This is a genomic window from Mycolicibacterium mageritense (genome assembly GCF_010727475.1).
Taxonomy (GTDB): Bacteria; Actinomycetota; Actinomycetes; order Mycobacteriales; family Mycobacteriaceae; genus Mycobacterium; species Mycobacterium mageritense.
Genome location: NZ_AP022567.1, coordinates 6,862,556 through 6,879,032 on the forward strand (window position 1 = coordinate 6,862,556; position 16,477 = coordinate 6,879,032).

15 protein-coding genes are annotated in these 16,477 nt (G+C 67.4%); 10 read left to right on the forward strand and 5 right to left on the reverse strand.

Going from position 1 to position 16,477, the window contains the following annotated elements:
• Nucleotides 1-4: 4 nt before the first annotated feature.
• The 3 genes from G6N67_RS33095 to G6N67_RS33105 all read left to right on the forward strand — a co-directional run bounded on the left by G6N67_RS33095 (nucleotide 5) and on the right by G6N67_RS33105 (nucleotide 2,661).
• The gene (locus G6N67_RS33095; RefSeq protein WP_036439750.1) at nucleotides 5-364 is read left to right on the forward strand and encodes an Rv0313 family protein; all 360 of its coding nucleotides are present in this window, start codon (nucleotides 5-7) and stop codon (nucleotides 362-364) included.
• A gap of 100 nt (nucleotides 365-464) precedes the next feature.
• A complete protein-coding gene (locus tag G6N67_RS33100; RefSeq protein WP_036439748.1) occupies nucleotides 465-890 on the forward strand; it encodes a hypothetical protein in 426 nt (141 codons plus the stop codon).
• An 88-nt stretch (nucleotides 891-978) separates the two neighbouring features.
• Nucleotides 979-2,661: an acyl-CoA synthetase gene (locus tag G6N67_RS33105; protein ID WP_036439746.1), complete on the forward strand. Its 1,683-nt coding sequence runs from the start codon at nucleotides 979-981 to the stop codon at nucleotides 2,659-2,661.
• Nucleotides 2,662-2,697: 36 nt separating this feature from the next.
• On the opposite strand, the gene G6N67_RS33110 is transcribed toward G6N67_RS33105, so the two are convergent.
• Both G6N67_RS33110 and G6N67_RS33115 read right to left on the reverse strand, forming a co-directional pair.
• Nucleotides 2,698-2,991 (reverse strand): hypothetical protein, encoded by a 294-nt coding sequence (locus G6N67_RS33110; RefSeq protein ID WP_036439744.1) that lies wholly within the window; start codon nucleotides 2,989-2,991, stop codon nucleotides 2,698-2,700.
• Nucleotides 2,992-3,003: 12 nt separating this feature from the next.
• Nucleotides 3,004-4,713, reverse strand: a complete 1,710-nt coding sequence (locus G6N67_RS33115) for a sodium:solute symporter family protein (protein WP_036439742.1) — start codon at nucleotides 4,711-4,713, stop codon at nucleotides 3,004-3,006.
• Between the two features lie 130 nt (nucleotides 4,714-4,843).
• Here G6N67_RS33115 and G6N67_RS33120 point away from each other — a divergent pair, with 130 nt between their 5' ends.
• The 4 genes from G6N67_RS33120 (at nucleotide 4,844) to G6N67_RS33135 (ending at nucleotide 9,391) form a co-directional block, all read left to right on the forward strand.
• On the forward strand, nucleotides 4,844-5,635 hold the full coding sequence (locus G6N67_RS33120; protein ID WP_036439740.1) for a DeoR/GlpR family DNA-binding transcription regulator: 792 nt from the start codon (nucleotides 4,844-4,846) through the stop codon (nucleotides 5,633-5,635).
• Nucleotides 5,632-6,714 (forward strand): galactose-1-phosphate uridylyltransferase, encoded by a 1,083-nt coding sequence (galT, locus tag G6N67_RS33125; RefSeq protein ID WP_036439738.1) that lies wholly within the window; start codon nucleotides 5,632-5,634, stop codon nucleotides 6,712-6,714. Before G6N67_RS33120 ends, galT begins: the two co-directional genes overlap by 4 nt.
• A 3-nt stretch (nucleotides 6,715-6,717) precedes the next feature.
• Nucleotides 6,718-7,821: a galactokinase gene (locus G6N67_RS33130; protein ID WP_036439736.1), complete on the forward strand. Its 1,104-nt coding sequence runs from the start codon at nucleotides 6,718-6,720 to the stop codon at nucleotides 7,819-7,821.
• 67 nt (nucleotides 7,822-7,888) lie between these two features.
• Nucleotides 7,889-9,391 carry an AMP-binding protein gene (locus G6N67_RS33135; RefSeq protein WP_230021472.1) on the forward strand — a complete coding sequence of 501 codons (1,503 nt, stop codon included), beginning with the start codon at nucleotides 7,889-7,891 and terminating at the stop codon, nucleotides 9,389-9,391.
• Here the strand turns inward: G6N67_RS33135 and G6N67_RS33140 are convergent.
• On the reverse strand, nucleotides 9,302-10,324 hold the full coding sequence (locus G6N67_RS33140) for an esterase family protein (RefSeq protein ID WP_081812792.1): 1,023 nt from the start codon (nucleotides 10,322-10,324) through the stop codon (nucleotides 9,302-9,304). The genes G6N67_RS33135 and G6N67_RS33140 overlap by 90 nt on opposite strands.
• A gap of 296 nt (nucleotides 10,325-10,620) precedes the next feature.
• On the opposite strand from G6N67_RS33140, the gene G6N67_RS33145 reads away from it, so the two are divergent.
• A complete protein-coding gene (locus G6N67_RS33145) occupies nucleotides 10,621-11,016 on the forward strand; it encodes a YybH family protein (RefSeq protein ID WP_036439734.1) in 396 nt (131 codons plus the stop codon).
• A 24-nt stretch (nucleotides 11,017-11,040) separates the two neighbouring features.
• Here G6N67_RS33145 and G6N67_RS33150 read toward each other — a convergent pair whose 3' ends face one another.
• A complete protein-coding gene (locus G6N67_RS33150; protein ID WP_051579181.1) occupies nucleotides 11,041-12,081 on the reverse strand; it encodes a DUF7159 family protein in 1,041 nt (346 codons plus the stop codon).
• A gap of 338 nt (nucleotides 12,082-12,419) precedes the next feature.
• On the opposite strand from G6N67_RS33150, the gene G6N67_RS33155 reads away from it, so the two are divergent.
• Nucleotides 12,420-13,703, forward strand: coding sequence for a spinster family MFS transporter (locus tag G6N67_RS33155; protein WP_036439732.1), 1,284 nt, complete (start codon nucleotides 12,420-12,422; stop codon nucleotides 13,701-13,703).
• Here the strand turns inward: G6N67_RS33155 and G6N67_RS33160 are convergent.
• Nucleotides 13,700-14,089 carry a DUF4267 domain-containing protein gene (locus tag G6N67_RS33160; RefSeq protein ID WP_036439730.1) on the reverse strand — a complete coding sequence of 130 codons (390 nt, stop codon included), beginning with the start codon at nucleotides 14,087-14,089 and terminating at the stop codon, nucleotides 13,700-13,702. The two genes, G6N67_RS33155 and G6N67_RS33160, sit on opposite strands and share 4 nt — an antisense overlap.
• Nucleotides 14,090-14,187: 98 nt before the next feature.
• On the opposite strand from G6N67_RS33160, the gene aceA reads away from it, so the two are divergent.
• Entirely contained in the window at nucleotides 14,188-16,476 is a 2,289-nt protein-coding gene (gene aceA, locus G6N67_RS33165) for an isocitrate lyase ICL2 (protein WP_036439728.1), read from the forward strand.
• Nucleotide 16,477: the final 1 nt, after the last annotated feature.

Here is a 16,477-nt window from a genome sequence, read left to right on the forward strand (position 1 = left end):
CGCGATGAGCGGACCATTCGGATTCGACCCCGACGACCTCGACCGCGTCGCCCGCGAGGCCCTCGACGGGATCAGCAAGTTCTTCGTGACTTCGGGCGAGCGCGCAGGTTGGGCCGGCTTGGTCGACGAGTTCGCGCGGTTCACCAAACCCCGTACCGAACCGGAGACCACCGGTGAGACCGGTGACGGCGTATGGGCCATCTTCACGGTCGACGACGACGGCGGTGCCCGCATCGAACAGGTCTTCCGGACCGAGCTCGATGCGTTGCGCGCCAACAGCCGCAACACCGACCCGACGCGGCGCGTGCGGTTCCTGCCGTACGGCATCGCCGTGAGCGTGCTCGACGCCGACACCGCGGAGTAGTCGTCGGCAAAACTCGACCGGCTCCAGGTTCGACCGACTAGGCTTCTGGCCCAGCGCTAACGAGTCGGTCTGTGCTGGCCGGCCAACCTGAGGGTGGGACATGATTCGCGAACTCTTCGTCGCCGCGTCGATCGCCGGGGCTGCGGTGGCCGCCGCGCCCGGCGCGGCCGCCGATCCGAACGACAACATGTATTTCGATCAGCCGGGCCGCTATTCGACCGATGTGCCGGGGATGAGCTACGAGGCCTACAACGGTGCGCCGTGCTTCAGCTGGGAACGCAACGTCTTCGGCCGCGGTCCCGGTGGCGAGGCCATGCAGTGCCGCTGGATTCCCAACCAGTGGCCGCCCGTGGACACCGGGTTCTGGACCTACGCATACCCGTTGCACGGCGTGCAGGAGATCGGCTCACCGTGCCCGGGCCCGCAGGCTGCGGCGCAGTCCCCCGACGGGCGGCCCATGTTGTGCCTGGGCGCGCAGGGCTGGCAGCCGGGTGTCCTGACCGGCGCAGGTTTCTTCCCGCAGTAACCGGTCCGGTGTGACCCACACCGCTGGCCATACAGAAATGTGATGAGTGTATGGTCGGTGGCATTCCAGCGTGCCACACAGGAGTGCCATGAGCGGTGATGTGACGTTCGACCTGTCCACAGTCTTTTCCACCGTGGCGAAAGCCGTCGGCGACCAGACCTTTCTGGTGTGGCGCGATCGGCGGCTGAGTTACGCCGAGATCGACTCCCGCGTCGACGGGTTCGCGCGGTATCTGGTCGCCGCGGGTCTCGGCGTCCACACCGAGCGCGCGGCTCTCGCCGGCCACGAGTCCGGCCAGGACCATCTCGGCATCTACCTGCGCAACGGCAACGAATACCTCGAATCGATGATCGGCAGTTACCGCGCGAGGGTTGCCCCGTTCAACGTCAGCTACCGCTATGTCGAAGAGGAGCTCCTCTACCTGCTGACCGATTCGAACGCCACGGCGCTGATCTACAACGCCGAGTTCGCCCCGCGCGTCGCCGCGATCCGCGACCGGCTGCCCAACCTTCGGGTGCTCGTCCAGGTCGCCGACGAGTCCGGCAACGCCCTGCTGCCCGGTGCCGTGGACTACGAGGCGACCCTGGCGACACCCGAGCCCCCGGCGGGCATGCCGACGCCGTCTGGTGACGACCTGTACATCCTCTACACGGGCGGCACCACGGGAATGCCCAAGGGCGTGCTGTGGCGCCAGCACGACATCTTCCTGTCGTCGATGGGTGGCCGGCCGTTCGGCAGCGACAGCTTCATCGCGTCGTACGACGAACTCGCCGAGCGCGCCCGTACGGCGGGCGGCGGCCTGTCGATGCTGATGATCCCGCCGTTCATGCACGGCGCCGCGCAGTGGGCCGCGTACAACGCCATCACCATGGGCGGCAAGCTCGTGATTCCCGACGACGTGGTGCGGTTGCGTCCCGCCGACGCGCTGCGGCTCGCGGAACGCGAACGGGTACTGAGCATTCCGGTCGTCGGAGACGCGATCGCCCGCCCCCTGCTCGACGAGATCGAGAACGGCGGTTACGACCTGTCCTCCCTGGTGACCATCAGCAACGGCGGCGCACCATTGTCTCCGACTGTGCGCCAACGCATCCTGACCGCGCTGCCGCATCTGATGCTGCTCGATGCGGTCGGCGCGTCGGAGTCGGGCGCCCAGATGAGCACGTATGCGACCGCGGGTACGGAAACTCAACCGGCCACGTTCAATCCGCAGTCCGACACGGGCGTCGTCTCCGAGGATCTCAGCCGCGTGCTCGGTCCCGGCGAAGGCGGGGGCTGGCTAGCCCGCCGGGATCTGATCCCGCTGGGGTACCTCGGTGACGCGGCCAAGACCGCCCGCACCTTCCCCACCATCGGCGGCGTGCGCTGGTCGGTACCTGGCGACCGCGCAAACGTGTTGACGGACGGGCGGATTCAGCTGCTCGGCCGCGATTCGGTGACCATCAACTCCGGCGGCGAGAAGATCTTCGTCGAGGAGGTCGAACGCGCCGTCGCCGCGCATCCCGCGGTGTATGACGTGGTGGTGGTCGGTCGGCCGTCGGAGCGTTGGGGCAGCGAGGTGGTCGCGGTCGTGCAGTTCGCTGACGGCGCCTCGGCCACCGACGACGAGCTGGCGCAGGTCTGCGAAACCTCGATCGCGCGATACAAGATCCCCAAGGCGTTCATCAGGTCGCCGCAGATCGTGCGCTCCCCCGCGGGCAAGGCGGATTACCGCTGGGCCAAGGACATTGCGGTGCAAAGCCTGCAGGGCGCAGGCGAACCGGTGGGCTCCTAGCGTTCGAAGCGCACCGGCAGCCGGGTGGGCGACCCGCTACTCGTCCTTCGACGTCTCCTCGACGTGCACGGGACGAAAGTACGCCCACGCGAAGAAGATCGCGGCCACCCCCAGCAGCACCACGCCCACCCACCAGTTGGCATCGGTGCCGATGTAGAGGTCGACGCGGTTGCCGACCGCGTCGTCGTGCCGGTCGGCCAGGATGTTGGGCGCCACGCCCGCGATGAGTAGCACCACGCCGTAGATCTCAAGCAGCGCGCCGATGATGTTGCGGATGTCGAACAGGTGAAAGGCCGGTCCGTTGTTGCGGTTCGGCTTTGGAGTGGACATTTCGGCTCCGAATCAGTGGAAGACGATGTTGAGGGCGATGGCGAGGGCGAGCGCGACCCCGGCCAGTGGCGCGGCTCTCAGATACCACGGCTTTCCGACGCTGTCGGGGTCGTGGAAGAATTCGCGCGGCGTCTCCGAGTACACCAGGCCGGCCAACTCGGCGGCCGGTTTGGGCGTGGTCACCAGGCTCACCGCGACACTGACGATGATGTCGACGACGAACGCCGCGGTGGCCGCGACGAACGGCACGCCCTGGCCGGGCAGGCTGATCACACCGGTCTCGCCCAGCAGGAAAACGCCGACCGCGGAAAGCGTTCCGGCGACCAGCCCCGTCCAGCCCGCGGTCGGGGTCATCCGGCGCCAGAACATTCCCAGGATGAACGTGGCGAACAGCGGCGCGTTGAAGAACCCGAACAGGGTCTGCAGGTAATCCATCAGATTCGAGTAGCCCGCCGCGATCAGTGCGGTGAAGATCGCGAGCACCGTGGCCGCCAGGGTGGCGACCCTGCCGACCTGGATGTAATACCCGTCGGGCCGGTCCTTCACCACGTACTGCTGCCAGATGTCGTAGCTGAAGACGGTGTTGAACGCCGAGATGTTGGCCGCCATACCGGCCATGAACGAGGCCAGCAGGCCCGTGACGGCGACGCCGATCAGCCCGTTGGGCAGGATGTCGCGGATCATCACGAGCATCGCGTCGTTGTACGTGATCTCGCCGGTACCAGTCGTTTTCAGATGGATCACATCGCCGATCGCGGCCGCCGCGATCATGCCGGGGATCACGACCACGAACGGGATGAACATCTTCGGGAACGCCGCGATGATCGGCGACCGCCGCGCCGCCGAGATCGAGTCCGACGCCATGGCGCGCTGTACCTCGACGAAGTTGGTCGTCCAATAGCCGAAGGACAGCACGAAACCGAGGCCGAACACGATGCCGATCACCGACCACACCGGACTGGTGAAGCCCGACAACGCTTGTCCGGGCCAGGTGCTGAGCTGCTGATCCACGGTCGCGGTCACGGCGCCGTCCGATACGGTGTCGATCACCTTGTCTTTCAAGCCACTCCAGCCGCCGACCTTGATGAGACCGAAGACGGTCAGGGGCACCAAAGCGGCCAGGATGACGAAGAACTGCAGCACCTCGTTGTAGATGGCGGCCGACAACCCGCCCAGTGCGGTATAGGTGAGCACGATCAGGGCCGCGACGATCAACGACAGCCAGCGGTTCCAGCCGAGCAGCACGTTGATCACGGTGGCCAGCAGGAACAGGTTGACACCAGCGATGAGCACCTGGGCGACGGCGAAGCTGATCGCGTTCACCAGGTGTGCACCCGGTCCGAAGCGTCGCCGCATGAACTCGGGCACGCTGCGCACTTTGGATCCGTAGTAGAACGGCATCATCACCACGCCAAGGAACAGCATGGCGGGCACGGCGCCGATCCAGTAGTAGTGCATCGTGGACAGGCCGATCTCGGCACCGTTGGCCGACATACCCATGATCTCGATGGCACCCAGGTTGGCCGAGACGAACGCCAAGCCGGTCACCCAGGCCGGCAGCCGGCGCCCGGACAGGAAGAAGTCCAGGCTCGTCGAGATCTGACTGCGGGCGAGGTATCCGATGCCCAGTACGAAGACGAAGTAGATGGCGATCAAGGTGTAATCGATCGCGCCGACGGACAGCCGCAGAACGCCGTCCGCAGCCAAACTGGTCGTGGTCATCACGCCCCTGAAGTGATCATGTTCCGACGAAAACAACCAAAATCTAACAGCCCATGCCACGTATTGTGAGCTATTCCGTGAGAGTTTGTTTGTTAGTGTGTGTTCTCGTCCTGAAGGGGGTGCACAGCCGATGCTGGCCGCCGAACGCCGCCGTGAGATCTTGCGGGCGCTGAACCTGGACGGAGCGGTCCGCGTGACCGAACTCGCGGTCCAGCTCGCAGTGTCCGAGATGACGGTGCGGCGCGACCTCGACGCGATGGACGCCGAGGAGCTGCTCCGCAAGGTGCACGGCGGTGCCGTCCCGCGACACGCCCGCGGTGAGGAACCATCGGCTTCGGTGAAGGCCACGCAGCAACGTGCGGAGAAGGCCGCGATCGCCGACGTCGCGGCGGGCACTGTCAAGGACGGGGCCACGATCGCCATCAGTGCGGGCACCACGACGACCGAGCTGGCCCGCAGGCTCAGGCACCGGTCGTCGATCACCGTGGTCACCAACTCCGTCACGGTGTTCGACGTGCTCACCAGCCCGTCGAGCGACGGTGCCGACGCCCCGCAGGTCTACCTCACCGGCGGGGTACGTACGCCGTCGGACGCACTCGTCGGCCCGATCGCCGACGCGGCCATCGCATCGTTCCGGGTCGACGCCACCTATCTCGGTGTGCACGGGTTCGATCCGGAGGCGGGCCTGACCTCGCCCAACATCGCTGAGGCACAGACCAACCGGGCACTGATCGGAATCGGGGCGCACCTGTTCGTGCTGGCCGACCACACGAAGTACGGCGAGATCGGCACCAACGTCTTCGCCGGGCTGAACCAGGTCGACACGCTTGTCGTCGACAACGGGCTGGCCCCGGCGGACCGGGCCATCCTGTCGAGGTTGATCGGCGACATCATGGTCGCGGATGTGGCGGGTCAGCAATGACCGAACCGATGCGTTGGGAGCTCGCCGACGGGCGCGAGCAACTGTTCTTCTCGTTACCCGGCCATACGCCGGCACCGGTCGCCGACCGACGCCCGTTGCCGCCCCGCGGAAGACAGCAGTCACAGTTGCGTTTCGACCACCAGACCGGGCAGTGGGTCGTCATCGCCGCATTGCGGCAGGACCGCACCTACCTGCCTGCGGCCGACCAGTGCCCGCTGTGTCCCGGCCCGTCCGGGCTGACCAGTGAGGTGCCCGCGCCGGATTACGACGTCGTCGTGTTCGAGAACCGATTTCCCAGCCTTTCCGGCGATTCGCTGTTCGCGCTACCCGACATCACGGGCGTCGACTTCGTGTCCGCGCCGGGATCGGGCCGGTGCGAAGTGATCTGTTTCTCCAGCGACCACAACGGAGCATTCGCGCAGTTGCCGCTTCCCCACGCCCGGTTGGTGGTGTCGGCGTGGCGCCACCGCACTGCGGATCTCCTCGGCCGCAACGGCATACAGCAGGTTTTCTGCTTCGAGAACCGCGGCGAGGAAATCGGCGTCACGCTCAACCACCCGCACGGCCAGATCTACGGCTATCCCTATCTGACCCCGCGCACCGATCAGATGCTGCGCGCCGCGGCAGGACACCGAAACCGGCACGGCACCAATTTGTTCGCGAACCTGTTGGCGCGTGAACTCTCCGATGGCGCGCGGATCATCGCTCACACCGACCTGTTCACCGCGTTCGTCCCGTTTGCCGCCCGCTGGCCTGTGGAGGTCCACATCTACCCGAACCGATTCGTGCACAACCTGACCGAGCTCGACGACGTCGAGCTGGATGCGTTCGCCGAGATGTACCGGGACGTCCTGCAACGGTTCGACCGCATGTACCCCACTGCGCTGCCCTATATTTCGGCATTGCATCAATACCGTGACAACGCCGAACAGCGGGACGGGTACTTTCACGTCGAGCTGATGTCGGTGCGTCGCAGTGCAACCAAACTGAAATACCTCGCCGGTTCCGAGTCGGCCATGGACGCGTTCATCAGTGATGTGACACCCGAAGGTGTGGCCGCGCGGTTGCGGGAGGTCTGACCGATGCACACGTCTTACGCCGCACCGGGCCGGATCAACCTGATCGGTGAGCACACCGACTACAACCTAGGCTGGGCGCTGCCGATCGCACTGCCCCAACGCGTCACGGTGAGCTACCGGCCGGACGGCTCCGACATCATCACGGCGGCCAGCGACCGCGAACCGGGCACCGTCCCCATACCGGTCGCCACCGCGCCGGGCGGTGTCACCGGGTGGGCCGCCTACATCGCCGGCGTGGTGTGGTCACTGCGCACCGCGGGCCACCCGGTCGGCGGCGGCCACCTGACGATCACGAGTGACGTCGAGATGGGCGCGGGTCTGGCGTCGTCTGCCGCGCTCGAATGCGCAGTGCTGGGGGCACTGGCCGACGGTGTCGTCACGGATCGGGTTGAGCTGGCCCGCATCGCACAGCGCGCCGAGAACGAATACGTCGGGGCGCCGACAGGGCTCATGGATCAGCTGGCCTCGCTGTGCGGGGAGCCCCGCAGCGCGATGCTCATCGATTTCCGCGACCTCACTGTCGAACAGGTGCCGTTCGATCCCGACGCGGCAGGCTTGCAACTGCTCGTGGCGAATTCCCACGCCGCTCACCGGCATGCGGGCGGCGAGTACGCGGCACGGCGAGCCTCCTGCGAGCGGGTCGCTGCCGCACTGCATGTCGAATCGCTGCGGGAACTGCAGGCGCGCGGACCGGCGGCGCTGGATGCGTTGGCCGACCCGGAAGATGTCCACCGGGCCCGCCACATCATCACCGAGAACCAGCGGGTTCACGATCTCGTCGCGGCTCTCACGGTGTCGGACTTCCGCGCTGTCGGCGAACTCCTCACGGCCTCACACGCATCGATGCGCGACGACTTCGCGATCACCACGCCGCACCTCGACCTGATCGCCGACACCGCGGTGCGGGCAGGCGCGCTCGGCGCCCGGATGACCGGTGGTGGCTTCGGCGGCTGCGTGATCGCGCTGGTGCCCGCCGAACTGGTCGGCAGCATCAGCGACACCGTGCGGTCGGTGGTCACCACGGCCGGTTACCCCGAGCCGACCTTCACCCTCGCGACCGCGGCCAAGGGTGCCGGGCCGGTGTCATCACACGCGTGCGGCACGTGACCGCCTGCCGAATACCTATGCTGGAGCCCATGTCCAGCAGCACACTCGGCAGGCGGTCCCGAGTTTGGTGAGTAACCCCCGGCCCGAGCTGCTGCACCAGCTGGTGTCCGCCGCCGCGGCGGCCACCCCGGATCGGCTCGCGGTCGTCACCGAAGCCCCGGCCACGTGGACCTTCGCCGAGTTCGATCGCCGGATCGGTTGTGTCGCAGCCTGGATCGCCGATCATTCCGAACCCGGTGATCACGTGGCGGTCGTCGCCGACAACAGTGCCGACTATGCCGCGGCCTACTACGGGGTGCCCCGCAGCGGACGGGTGTTGACCCTGATCAACCAGCGCCTGACACCCGCCGAGCAGGCCGCGCAACTGAGCACCGTGCGGCCCACGGTCGTGCTGGGAGACGACAGATATCTCCGTGCGCTACCGCGTGCCGCAGGACGGTCGGTCGTCGCTTTCGACGATCCGCGGTGGGCGGCGGCGATGGCCGGCGCACATCACTTCGCCGACGTCGCGCGTCCCGACGATGCGGCCTGGGAACTGTTCACCAGCGGCTCCACGGGTGTGCCGAAAAGGGTTGTGCACAGCCACCGTTCGATCCTCGCCGCGGTGCGCGGCAGCGTCGAGGGACGGTCGGTGCAGCCCGGCGCGGTGTACCTGCTGCCGTTCCCGATGTGCCACATCGCGGGCTACAACATGCTCGTGCATCACGCCGTGGCAGCCACGGTGGTGTTGACCGCACAGTTCCGGCCGGATGCGTTCGCGCACTTGGTGAACACGCACGGCGTGACGTCGTGCTCACTGGCACCGACCATGCTGCATGCGCTGCTGGCACACCTCGACCGCACCGGTACCGCGCTGCCGACCCTGCGGTCCATCGCCTACGGCTCGGCGGCCATGGCGCTCGATCTCCTGCAGCGGGCCATCGCGACACTCGGTGTCGACTTCCACCAGGGTTACGGCATGACCGAAACCGGCGGCAACATCACGTTTCTCGGCCCGCATGACCATCGCGCGGGCGCGGCCGGAGACACCGCACTGCTCACCAGCGCCGGGTATCCGCACCGCGAGGTCGAGTTACGCATCGTCGACCGTCACGGCGCCACAGTGCCTGCAGGCACTGTCGGTGAGATCGCCGTGCGTGGCGAGCAGGTCAGCCCCGGTGTCGACGGCTGGCTGCACACAGGAGACGTCGGCCGGCTGGACCCCGACGGACGGCTGTTCGTGGTCGATCGACTCAAGGACATCATCGTCACCGGTGGTGAGAACGTGTCGTCGCGTGAAGTCGAGGATGCGCTGTCCAGCCACCCGGCGGTCGAAATGGCCGCCGTCGTCGGAGTGCCCGACGACTACTGGGGCGAGGCCGTGTGCGCTGTCGTGGTTCCCGCACCGGGCAGCCGGCCCAGCGCCGACGACGTGATCGGTCACGTCCGTTCTGCGATCGCGGGATTCAAACGCCCGCGGGTGGTGCTGTTCGTCGATGCGTTACCGCTGACCGGTAACGGCAAGGTCGCCAAGGACCGGGTTCGCGCCTACGCCAGGGCCGCGGTCCTCAGCGGGGCCGAGCACGCGTAGCACGTCGGGCTTCATGCGCTGCAGCTCCTGCCCCCAGTAGCCCCAGCTGTGGATTCCGTCCGGGAAGTTGAAAACCCCGTTCTGGCCACCTGCCGCGATGTAGGCATCGGTGAAGGCATGGTTGGAATCGATCGCGAAGCCCTCCAGGAAGCCGAGGCCTCCGATCGGTGCGTCCGGGCTGGCCAGCGACGGGTCGCGCGCCGTGCCGTTGCCGCAGTAGATCCAGATCCTGGTGTTGTTGGCGACCAGCCGCCCCACATTGACGGTGGGATCGTTGCGCGCCCAGGCCGGGTCGCCCGGCGGTCCCCACATCGCGTCGGGGTTGAAACCGCCGTTCCACATCATCGCGACCCGGACCAGCCCGGGCCACTCGGCTGCAGACAGGTTCAGGAAACCCGACAGTGAACCCGCATAGACGAATCGGTCCGGGTGGTAGGCCGCCAGCACCAGCGCTGACGATCCACCCATCGACAACCCGACGACGGCATTGCCGGTCGGCGCGACATTCCGGTTTGTGGCCAACCATTCGGGAAGCTCACGGGTGAGAAACGTCTCCCACTTGTAGGTGACGGTCCCGCCGTTCCCCACCGCGGGTGCGTACCAGTCACTGTAGAAACTCGACTTGCCGCCCACGGGCATCACGACCGACAGACCCGAACCCTGATACCAGTCGAATGCCGCGGTGTTGATGTCCCACCCGTTGCGGTCGTCACCGGCTTCCATGCTGTCGAGCAGGTAAAGCGCGTGCGAACCCGCTCCGCCGCTGAGAAATTCGACGCGGATATCGCGCGCCATACCCGCAGAGGGCACGTCGAGGATCTCGATGGGCGTCTGCGAGTATGCGGAACCGCTTGGCGCACAGAGCAGACCGGAACTCAGCAGAGCCGCTGCGGCGACGGCCGCGAATCGTCGTTTACCCGCTATGACGGACATCGCTGCCTCGTTCCCGGCCGGCCTGTCGCCCCGGCGGCGGCGTACGTGGCCAACCCCTCGAACAGCCCCGACTTAGCGGACGATACGCCGCAATGTGGAGTTTGCGGTTCGTTTTTGCAGATAATCGCAACGAGCGATAATTCCCGCATGCCGGGTACCACCCTGATTGACGTTGCCGGAAATTGCGCTGCGTCCCGGCCGTTCCGGCCGGCCGCGCGTGAAACGCGATCAGGTGTAAGCGTTTCCATCAATCCGCTCCGAATTCATTGCGCCATCAACAATCTCGGGAGACTGCCATGAGTGAAGCCTTCGAAGTCGTGCAGCGCTACATCGGTGCGTTCAACGCCGGAGACGTCGACGCGATGGCGGCGGCGTTCGCGCCCGACGGCTCGATCCTCGACGGGATGGCCCCGCATACCTGGCGGGGCCCGTCCGCTGCGGCCGACTGGTACCGCGACGTCCTGATCGAGGGCGAAGCGGTCGGCGCGGCCGGATACCAGGTCACGCTCGGCCAGCCGTGGCACGACGACATCCACGGCGACAGCGCGTACGTCGTCGCGCCGGCCACCATGACCTTCGAACTCAACGGGGCACCGATCCGGCAGTCCGGTGCGGTGTTCACGGTTGCGCTGCGCAAGCAGCCCGACGGGTGGCGCATTGCGGCCTGGGCCTGGGCCAAGGGAAGCCAGTAGCCCGCCCGGCGAATTCGATACCGCCTATGGCAGCGCCGACATCAACGCGGCGAGCGGATCAGCCGGAGCATTCTGCTGGGGCTGCGCGGGCTGGGCCGCCGCGGGTTGTGGTGCGGCCGGCTGGGCCGCCGCGGGCTGGACTGCCGCGGCCGGCTGGACTCCGGCGGGTTGAGCGGGCGCGGGCTGGGCAGGCACCGGCTGAATGGGCGCCCACGGCACCGGCGTCGCCTGAACCTGCACCGGCTGTGCCGGCGTCCCCGCGGCCACCGGCATCGCCGGTCCGGGCGCGACCGGGCCCGGCACTGCGGCCGGAAGATGCGCTTCGGCGCTCGCGGCGGGTTCGGGCACCGACGCCGACGACGCCTGGGCCGCTGATGCTGCCGGCTGGGCGGCGGCCGCGCTCACCTCGGGCGGCGACGCCTCGGCAGGCTCTTGTCGAGAGCTGTAGGTGTAGGTCGACTCGCCCGACGCCTCGGCTGTCGGGCGTACCGCGGTCGCCGGGTGCGTGGGAGTCAGCGGCACGTGGGCGCTGACGATCTTTGGTTCGCCGACGGGCTGTGCGGCCTGTGCCGGCGAAGGTTGCGCGTCGCGGGCGATGAATTGGGTTCCGGCGCCGAGTGCCGCGATCACCCCGGCACTGGCGGCGACGAGTTTGAGCGCGGTCGCGCGGCGCGATCGCGGTACGAGCTCGGGCTGTTCACCCGGTTTCGGTACGGCGTCGGTGGCCACGGCGTCGGCCGCGCGGTAGGCCTGCTCCACGGGGTCGAGCGCATCGCAGTCGGCCTCGTCGGCAGGCTCCGGCGGCACGGCGCGGACGTCGTCACATCCGGCCTGCTTGAGCAGCGCGAGCAGGTTCTGGACGTGGGCCTCGACCTCGCCGCACCACGTGACGCCGATCGACCGGATCTCATGGCCGCTGGCGGCCGCAATGGCCTGAGCACCACGAACCGCGACTGCGGCGCGCTCCGCCACCGTGTCGCGATCGCCGACGTCGAAGGCGTCGTCGTCGAGCGACGGCCCCTCGGCGGCGTCGATGAGCACCCAACCGACACGCGACTGCGTCACCGACAGCCCCAATATCGTGTTCAACCGATTGGCCTCAATTCCTGTCGTCGTGCCGGCGTCCCGTCACCGCGAAGAGCATATTTCGCTCGGCGCGTAACGGCAGCAGATACAAGAACCTTTGATGCCGGAACTACAACGCCTCTATCGAGCACCGGTCCGGACGTGTTACCAGCGTCGTTGCCGCTACCCGACGACCCAGGCAGGCGTATGACGGGGCAGGCCGGCAACCTTCCCGTCATCCAGATTTCATCGCGGCATCGTTTTTCGCCTGCCGGAACGCGTCGCAGTCCGTGCCGCCCTGCGCGGCCGCCGAATACCTGGTATGTCAAGCTACGTCGATGCCGACACCGCGGGCGACCGCGCCCGTAGCGCCCGCCGACGCACACAGCCCGCGGCGCGCCTGGGCCGCAGTCGCGGTGCTGGCCCTCGTCGGCACCCTGAACTACGTCGACCGGTTCCTGCCTGCAGTCCTGGCCGAGCCGATCAAACACGATCTGGAGTTGTCGGATACCGCGATCGGCGTCATCAACGGGTTCGGCTTCCTCATCGTGTACGCGGTGCTGGGCATCGTGATCGCGCGCGTTGCCGATCGCGGTGCTTTCGGCGCGGTGATCTCGGGATGCCTGACGCTGTGGGGCGCCATGACGATGCTCGGCGGCGCGGTGCAGTCCGGTTTCCAGCTTGCGCTCACCCGCGTCGGCGTCGCGGTAGGTGAGGCAGGCAGCACGCCGGCGGCCCACGCCTACGTGGCACGCAATTTCCTGCCCGAACGTCGCGCCGCACCGCTGGCGGTCATCACGTTCGCGATCCCGCTGGCCAGCACCGCCAGCCTGATCGGGGGCGGTCTGCTGGCCGAGAACCTCGGTTGGCGAACGGCATTCGTGATCATCGGCGGCGTCAGTGTGGCAGTCGCCCCGCTGGTGTGGCTGGTGGTCGGGGCGCGCCAGACGCTGCCTGCGGTCGACGTGCGGACCACGACCGTCAACTGGTGGGATCTGCTGCGCAAGCCCAGCTTCCTGGCCATGGTCGGCGGCACGGCGCTCATCTCGGCCGCGGGCTACTCGCTGACCACGTTCTCGCCTGCGTTCCTGATGCGCACGCGCGGCATGTCGCTCAGCGAGGTCGGCTTCGAGTACGGCCTCGCCACAGGCCTGTTCGGCGTGCTGGGACTGCTGATCGTCGGCAGGCTCGCCGACCATCTCGCCGAACGGGACGCACGCTGGCTGCTGTGGATCGTGGTGGTCCTGACGGCAGTGCTGCTGCCCGCGTCGGTGCTGGCCTTCGTCGTGGCGGACCGGTTGCCTGCCGTGGTGTTCCTGGCGTTGAGCTACGTCATCGGAACCGCCTACCTGGCCCCGTCCATCGCGGCGATCCAGCGCCTCGTGCTGCCCGAGCAACGCGCGACGGCGTCGGCGATCTTCTTGTTCTTCAACGCGATCTTCGGTTCTGTCGGCCCGTTCGTCACGGGCCTCATCAGCGATACGTTGACCCCTGACCTGGGTTCGCAGGCGTTGGGTCGTGCGCTGCTGATGCTGGTGCCGACCTTGCAACTGCTCGCGATGGGCTGCTATCTCGCCGCGGCCCGGTGGTACCGCCGCGACATCGTCGAGGGCGGCACCTAGTTCGTCAGAGCGGGCTTGGGCCGACGCCTGGTCGCACCCCACACGCCGATGCCGACGCCGACGACAGCTCCGCCCAGACCGATGAGCTGCTGCGAACGCGGCATCTCGCCGTGCACGCTCAGCCCACCGAGCAGGTCTGCGGCATCTGCGCCACCCGACGCCAGGAACCAGCCGCGCGTGTCGCGGCCGCGGAGCCCGGCCGCCAGCAGCAGCCCGCCGATCAGCGCATCGCGATACCCCATAGAACGCCACAGGAGTTGCGCGGTCGCGTCGGGTTTGTCGCGGCCACCCCACCACCGGTGCGCCCGCACCGGATCGACCAGAAATGAGATTCCCGAGGCCAGTCGGATGCCGCCTGCCGCGAGCGCTGCCCGGTCCATCGACATCCGCCGAGCATATGGCCGATTGCGCGAACTTGGGTCCGAGCCGACCGAACTCCGGCAATGATTGAACTAGGAGCACCCGAGTCCAGGAGCGGAGCCACATGGCCACGATCGAAGCCAATGCACAGACCAGCTCACCGTTCGACCAGGATGTCGTCGAGACCCAGCAGTACTTCGACAGCCCGCGCTTCGAGGGCATCACCCGGCTGTATTCGGCTCGTCAGGTCGCCGAGCAGCGCGGCACCATCCCGGCCGATTACGCGGTGGCCCGGGAAGCCGCCGCGGCGTTCTATCCCCATCTGCGCGAGCTCTTCGCGCAGAAGAAGAGCATCACCACGTTCGGCCCGTATTCGCCGGGACAAGCAGTTGTGATGAAACGGATCGGCATCGAGGGCATCTATCTCGGGGGCTGGGCCACCTCGGCCAAGGGGTCCATCAGCGAGGATCCCGGGCCTGACCTGGCGTCGTACCCGCTGAGCCAGGTGCCCGAGGAAGCCGCGGGGCTGGTGCGGGCCCTGCTCACTGCCGACCGCAATCAGCAGTACCTGCGGCTGCGGATGAGCCCGGAGCAGCGCGCCGCGAATCCGCCGGTCGACTACCGGCCGTTCATCATCGCCGACGCCGACACGGGTCACGGCGGTGACCCGCACGTGCGCAACCTGATTCGGCGTTTCGTCGAGGCCGGGGTGCCCGGCTACCACATCGAGGACCAGCGTCCCGGCACCAAGAAGTGCGGCCACCAGGGCGGCAAGGTGCTGGTGCCGTCCGACGAGCAGATCAAGCGGCTCAACACCGCGCGCTTCCAGCTCGACATCATGCGGGTGCCCGGCATCATCGTGGCACGCACCGACGCCGAGGCGGCCAACCTCATCGACAGCCGCGCCGACGAACGCGATCAGCCGTTCCTGCTCGGGGTCACCAACCTCAAGATCCCGTCGTACAAGTCGTGTTTCCTGGCCATGATGCGCCGCTTCTACAACCTCGGAGTCACCGATCTCAACGGTCATCTGCTCTACGCGTTGCCCGAAGGCGAGTACGCCACGGCCGAGGCGTGGCTCGACCGGCACGGCATCACCGCCGCGATCACCCAAGCCGCCGACAGCTGGAAGAGCGGCGCGGGCGATTCGGTCGACGCGCTGTTCGACAAGGTCGAATCGCAGTTCGTCGACGCCTGGCAGGACGATGCCGGCCTCAACACGTATGGCGAAGCGGTCGCCGAACTGCTCGAGTACCGCGAGCGCGAAGGTGAACCGGCCGGGATGAGTGCGGCCGAATGGCGAACCTTCGCGGCTCGGGCGTCCTTGTACTCGGCACGCGAGAAGGCCAAGGAACTCGGCGCCGACGTCGCGTGGGATTGCGAGCGCGCCAAGACGCCCGAGGGCTACTACCAGGTGCGCGGTGGCATCCCGTACGCCATCGCGAAGTCGCTTGCCGCGGCGCCGTTCGCCGACATCCTGTGGATGGAGACCAAGACCGCCGACCTCGCCGACGCCAAGCAGTTCGCCGACGCGATCCACGCCGAATTCCCCGACCAGATGCTGGCCTACAACCTGTCCCCGTCGTTCAACTGGGACACCACCGGCATGACCGACGACGAGATGCGGGCGTTCCCTGAGGAACTCGGCAAGATGGGATTCGTCTTCAATTTCATCACCTACGGCGGCCATCAGGTCGACGGGGTGGCATGTGAAGAGTTCGCGACGTCGCTGCGGCAAGAGGGCATGCTGGCCCTGGCCCGGTTGCAGCGCAAGATGCGCCTGGTCGAATCTCCCTACCGCACACCGCAAACCCTGGTCGGCGGGCCGCGCAGCGACGCGGCGCTGGCCGCGTCGTCGGGTCGCACCGCAACCACCAAGGCCATGGGCAAGGGCTCCACGCAGCATCAGCACCTGGTGCAGACCGAGGTGCCCAAGAAGCTGCTGGAGGACTGGCTCGCGGTGTGGAGCGAGCACTATCAGCTCGGGGAGAAACTGCGGGTCCAGTTGCGGCCCCGCCGCGCCGGCTCCGACGTCCTCGATCTCGGCATCTACGGCGAGGGCGACGAACCGTTGGCCAACGTCGTCGTCGACCCGATCAAGGACCGGCACGGGCGCAGCATCCTCACAGTGCGTGACCAGAACACGTTCTCCGAGAAGCTCCGCAAGAAGCGCCTGATGGATCTGATCCACCTGTGGCTGATCCACCGTTTCAAGGCCGAGATCGTCTACTACGTGACGCCGACCGAGGACAACATCTATCAGACCGAGAAGATGAAGTCCCACGGGATTTTCAGCGACGTGTACCAGGAGGTCGGCGAGATCATCGTGGGCGACGTGAACCAGCCGCGCATCGACGAGCTGTTGGCGGCCGACGGCGAAGCGCTCGGGCGGTTGATCCGCAAGGAGGACTGAG

What these genes read in the sequence shown, in the direction of transcription:
- G6N67_RS33095 (WP_036439750.1), top strand. Translation starts at nt 5, where the DNA reads ATGAGCGGACCATTCGGATTCGACCCCGACGACCTCGACCGCGTCGCC.
- G6N67_RS33100 (WP_036439748.1), top strand. Translation starts at nt 465, where the DNA reads ATGATTCGCGAACTCTTCGTCGCCGCGTCGATCGCCGGGGCTGCGGTG.
- G6N67_RS33105 (WP_036439746.1), top strand. Translation starts at nt 979, where the DNA reads ATGAGCGGTGATGTGACGTTCGACCTGTCCACAGTCTTTTCCACCGTG.
- G6N67_RS33110 (WP_036439744.1), bottom strand. Translation starts at nt 2,991, where the DNA reads ATGTCCACTCCAAAGCCGAACCGCAACAACGGACCGGCCTTTCACCTG.
- G6N67_RS33115 (WP_036439742.1), bottom strand. Translation starts at nt 4,713, where the DNA reads ATGACCACGACCAGTTTGGCTGCGGACGGCGTTCTGCGGCTGTCCGTC.
- G6N67_RS33120 (WP_036439740.1), top strand. Translation starts at nt 4,844, where the DNA reads ATGCTGGCCGCCGAACGCCGCCGTGAGATCTTGCGGGCGCTGAACCTG.
- galT (WP_036439738.1), top strand. Translation starts at nt 5,632, where the DNA reads ATGACCGAACCGATGCGTTGGGAGCTCGCCGACGGGCGCGAGCAACTG.
- G6N67_RS33130 (WP_036439736.1), top strand. Translation starts at nt 6,718, where the DNA reads ATGCACACGTCTTACGCCGCACCGGGCCGGATCAACCTGATCGGTGAG.
- G6N67_RS33140 (WP_081812792.1), bottom strand. Translation starts at nt 10,324, where the DNA reads ATGTCCGTCATAGCGGGTAAACGACGATTCGCGGCCGTCGCCGCAGCG.
- G6N67_RS33145 (WP_036439734.1), top strand. Translation starts at nt 10,621, where the DNA reads ATGAGTGAAGCCTTCGAAGTCGTGCAGCGCTACATCGGTGCGTTCAAC.
- G6N67_RS33155 (WP_036439732.1), top strand. Translation starts at nt 12,420, where the DNA reads ATGCCGACACCGCGGGCGACCGCGCCCGTAGCGCCCGCCGACGCACAC.
- G6N67_RS33160 (WP_036439730.1), bottom strand. Translation starts at nt 14,089, where the DNA reads ATGTCGATGGACCGGGCAGCGCTCGCGGCAGGCGGCATCCGACTGGCC.
- aceA (WP_036439728.1), top strand. Translation starts at nt 14,188, where the DNA reads ATGGCCACGATCGAAGCCAATGCACAGACCAGCTCACCGTTCGACCAG.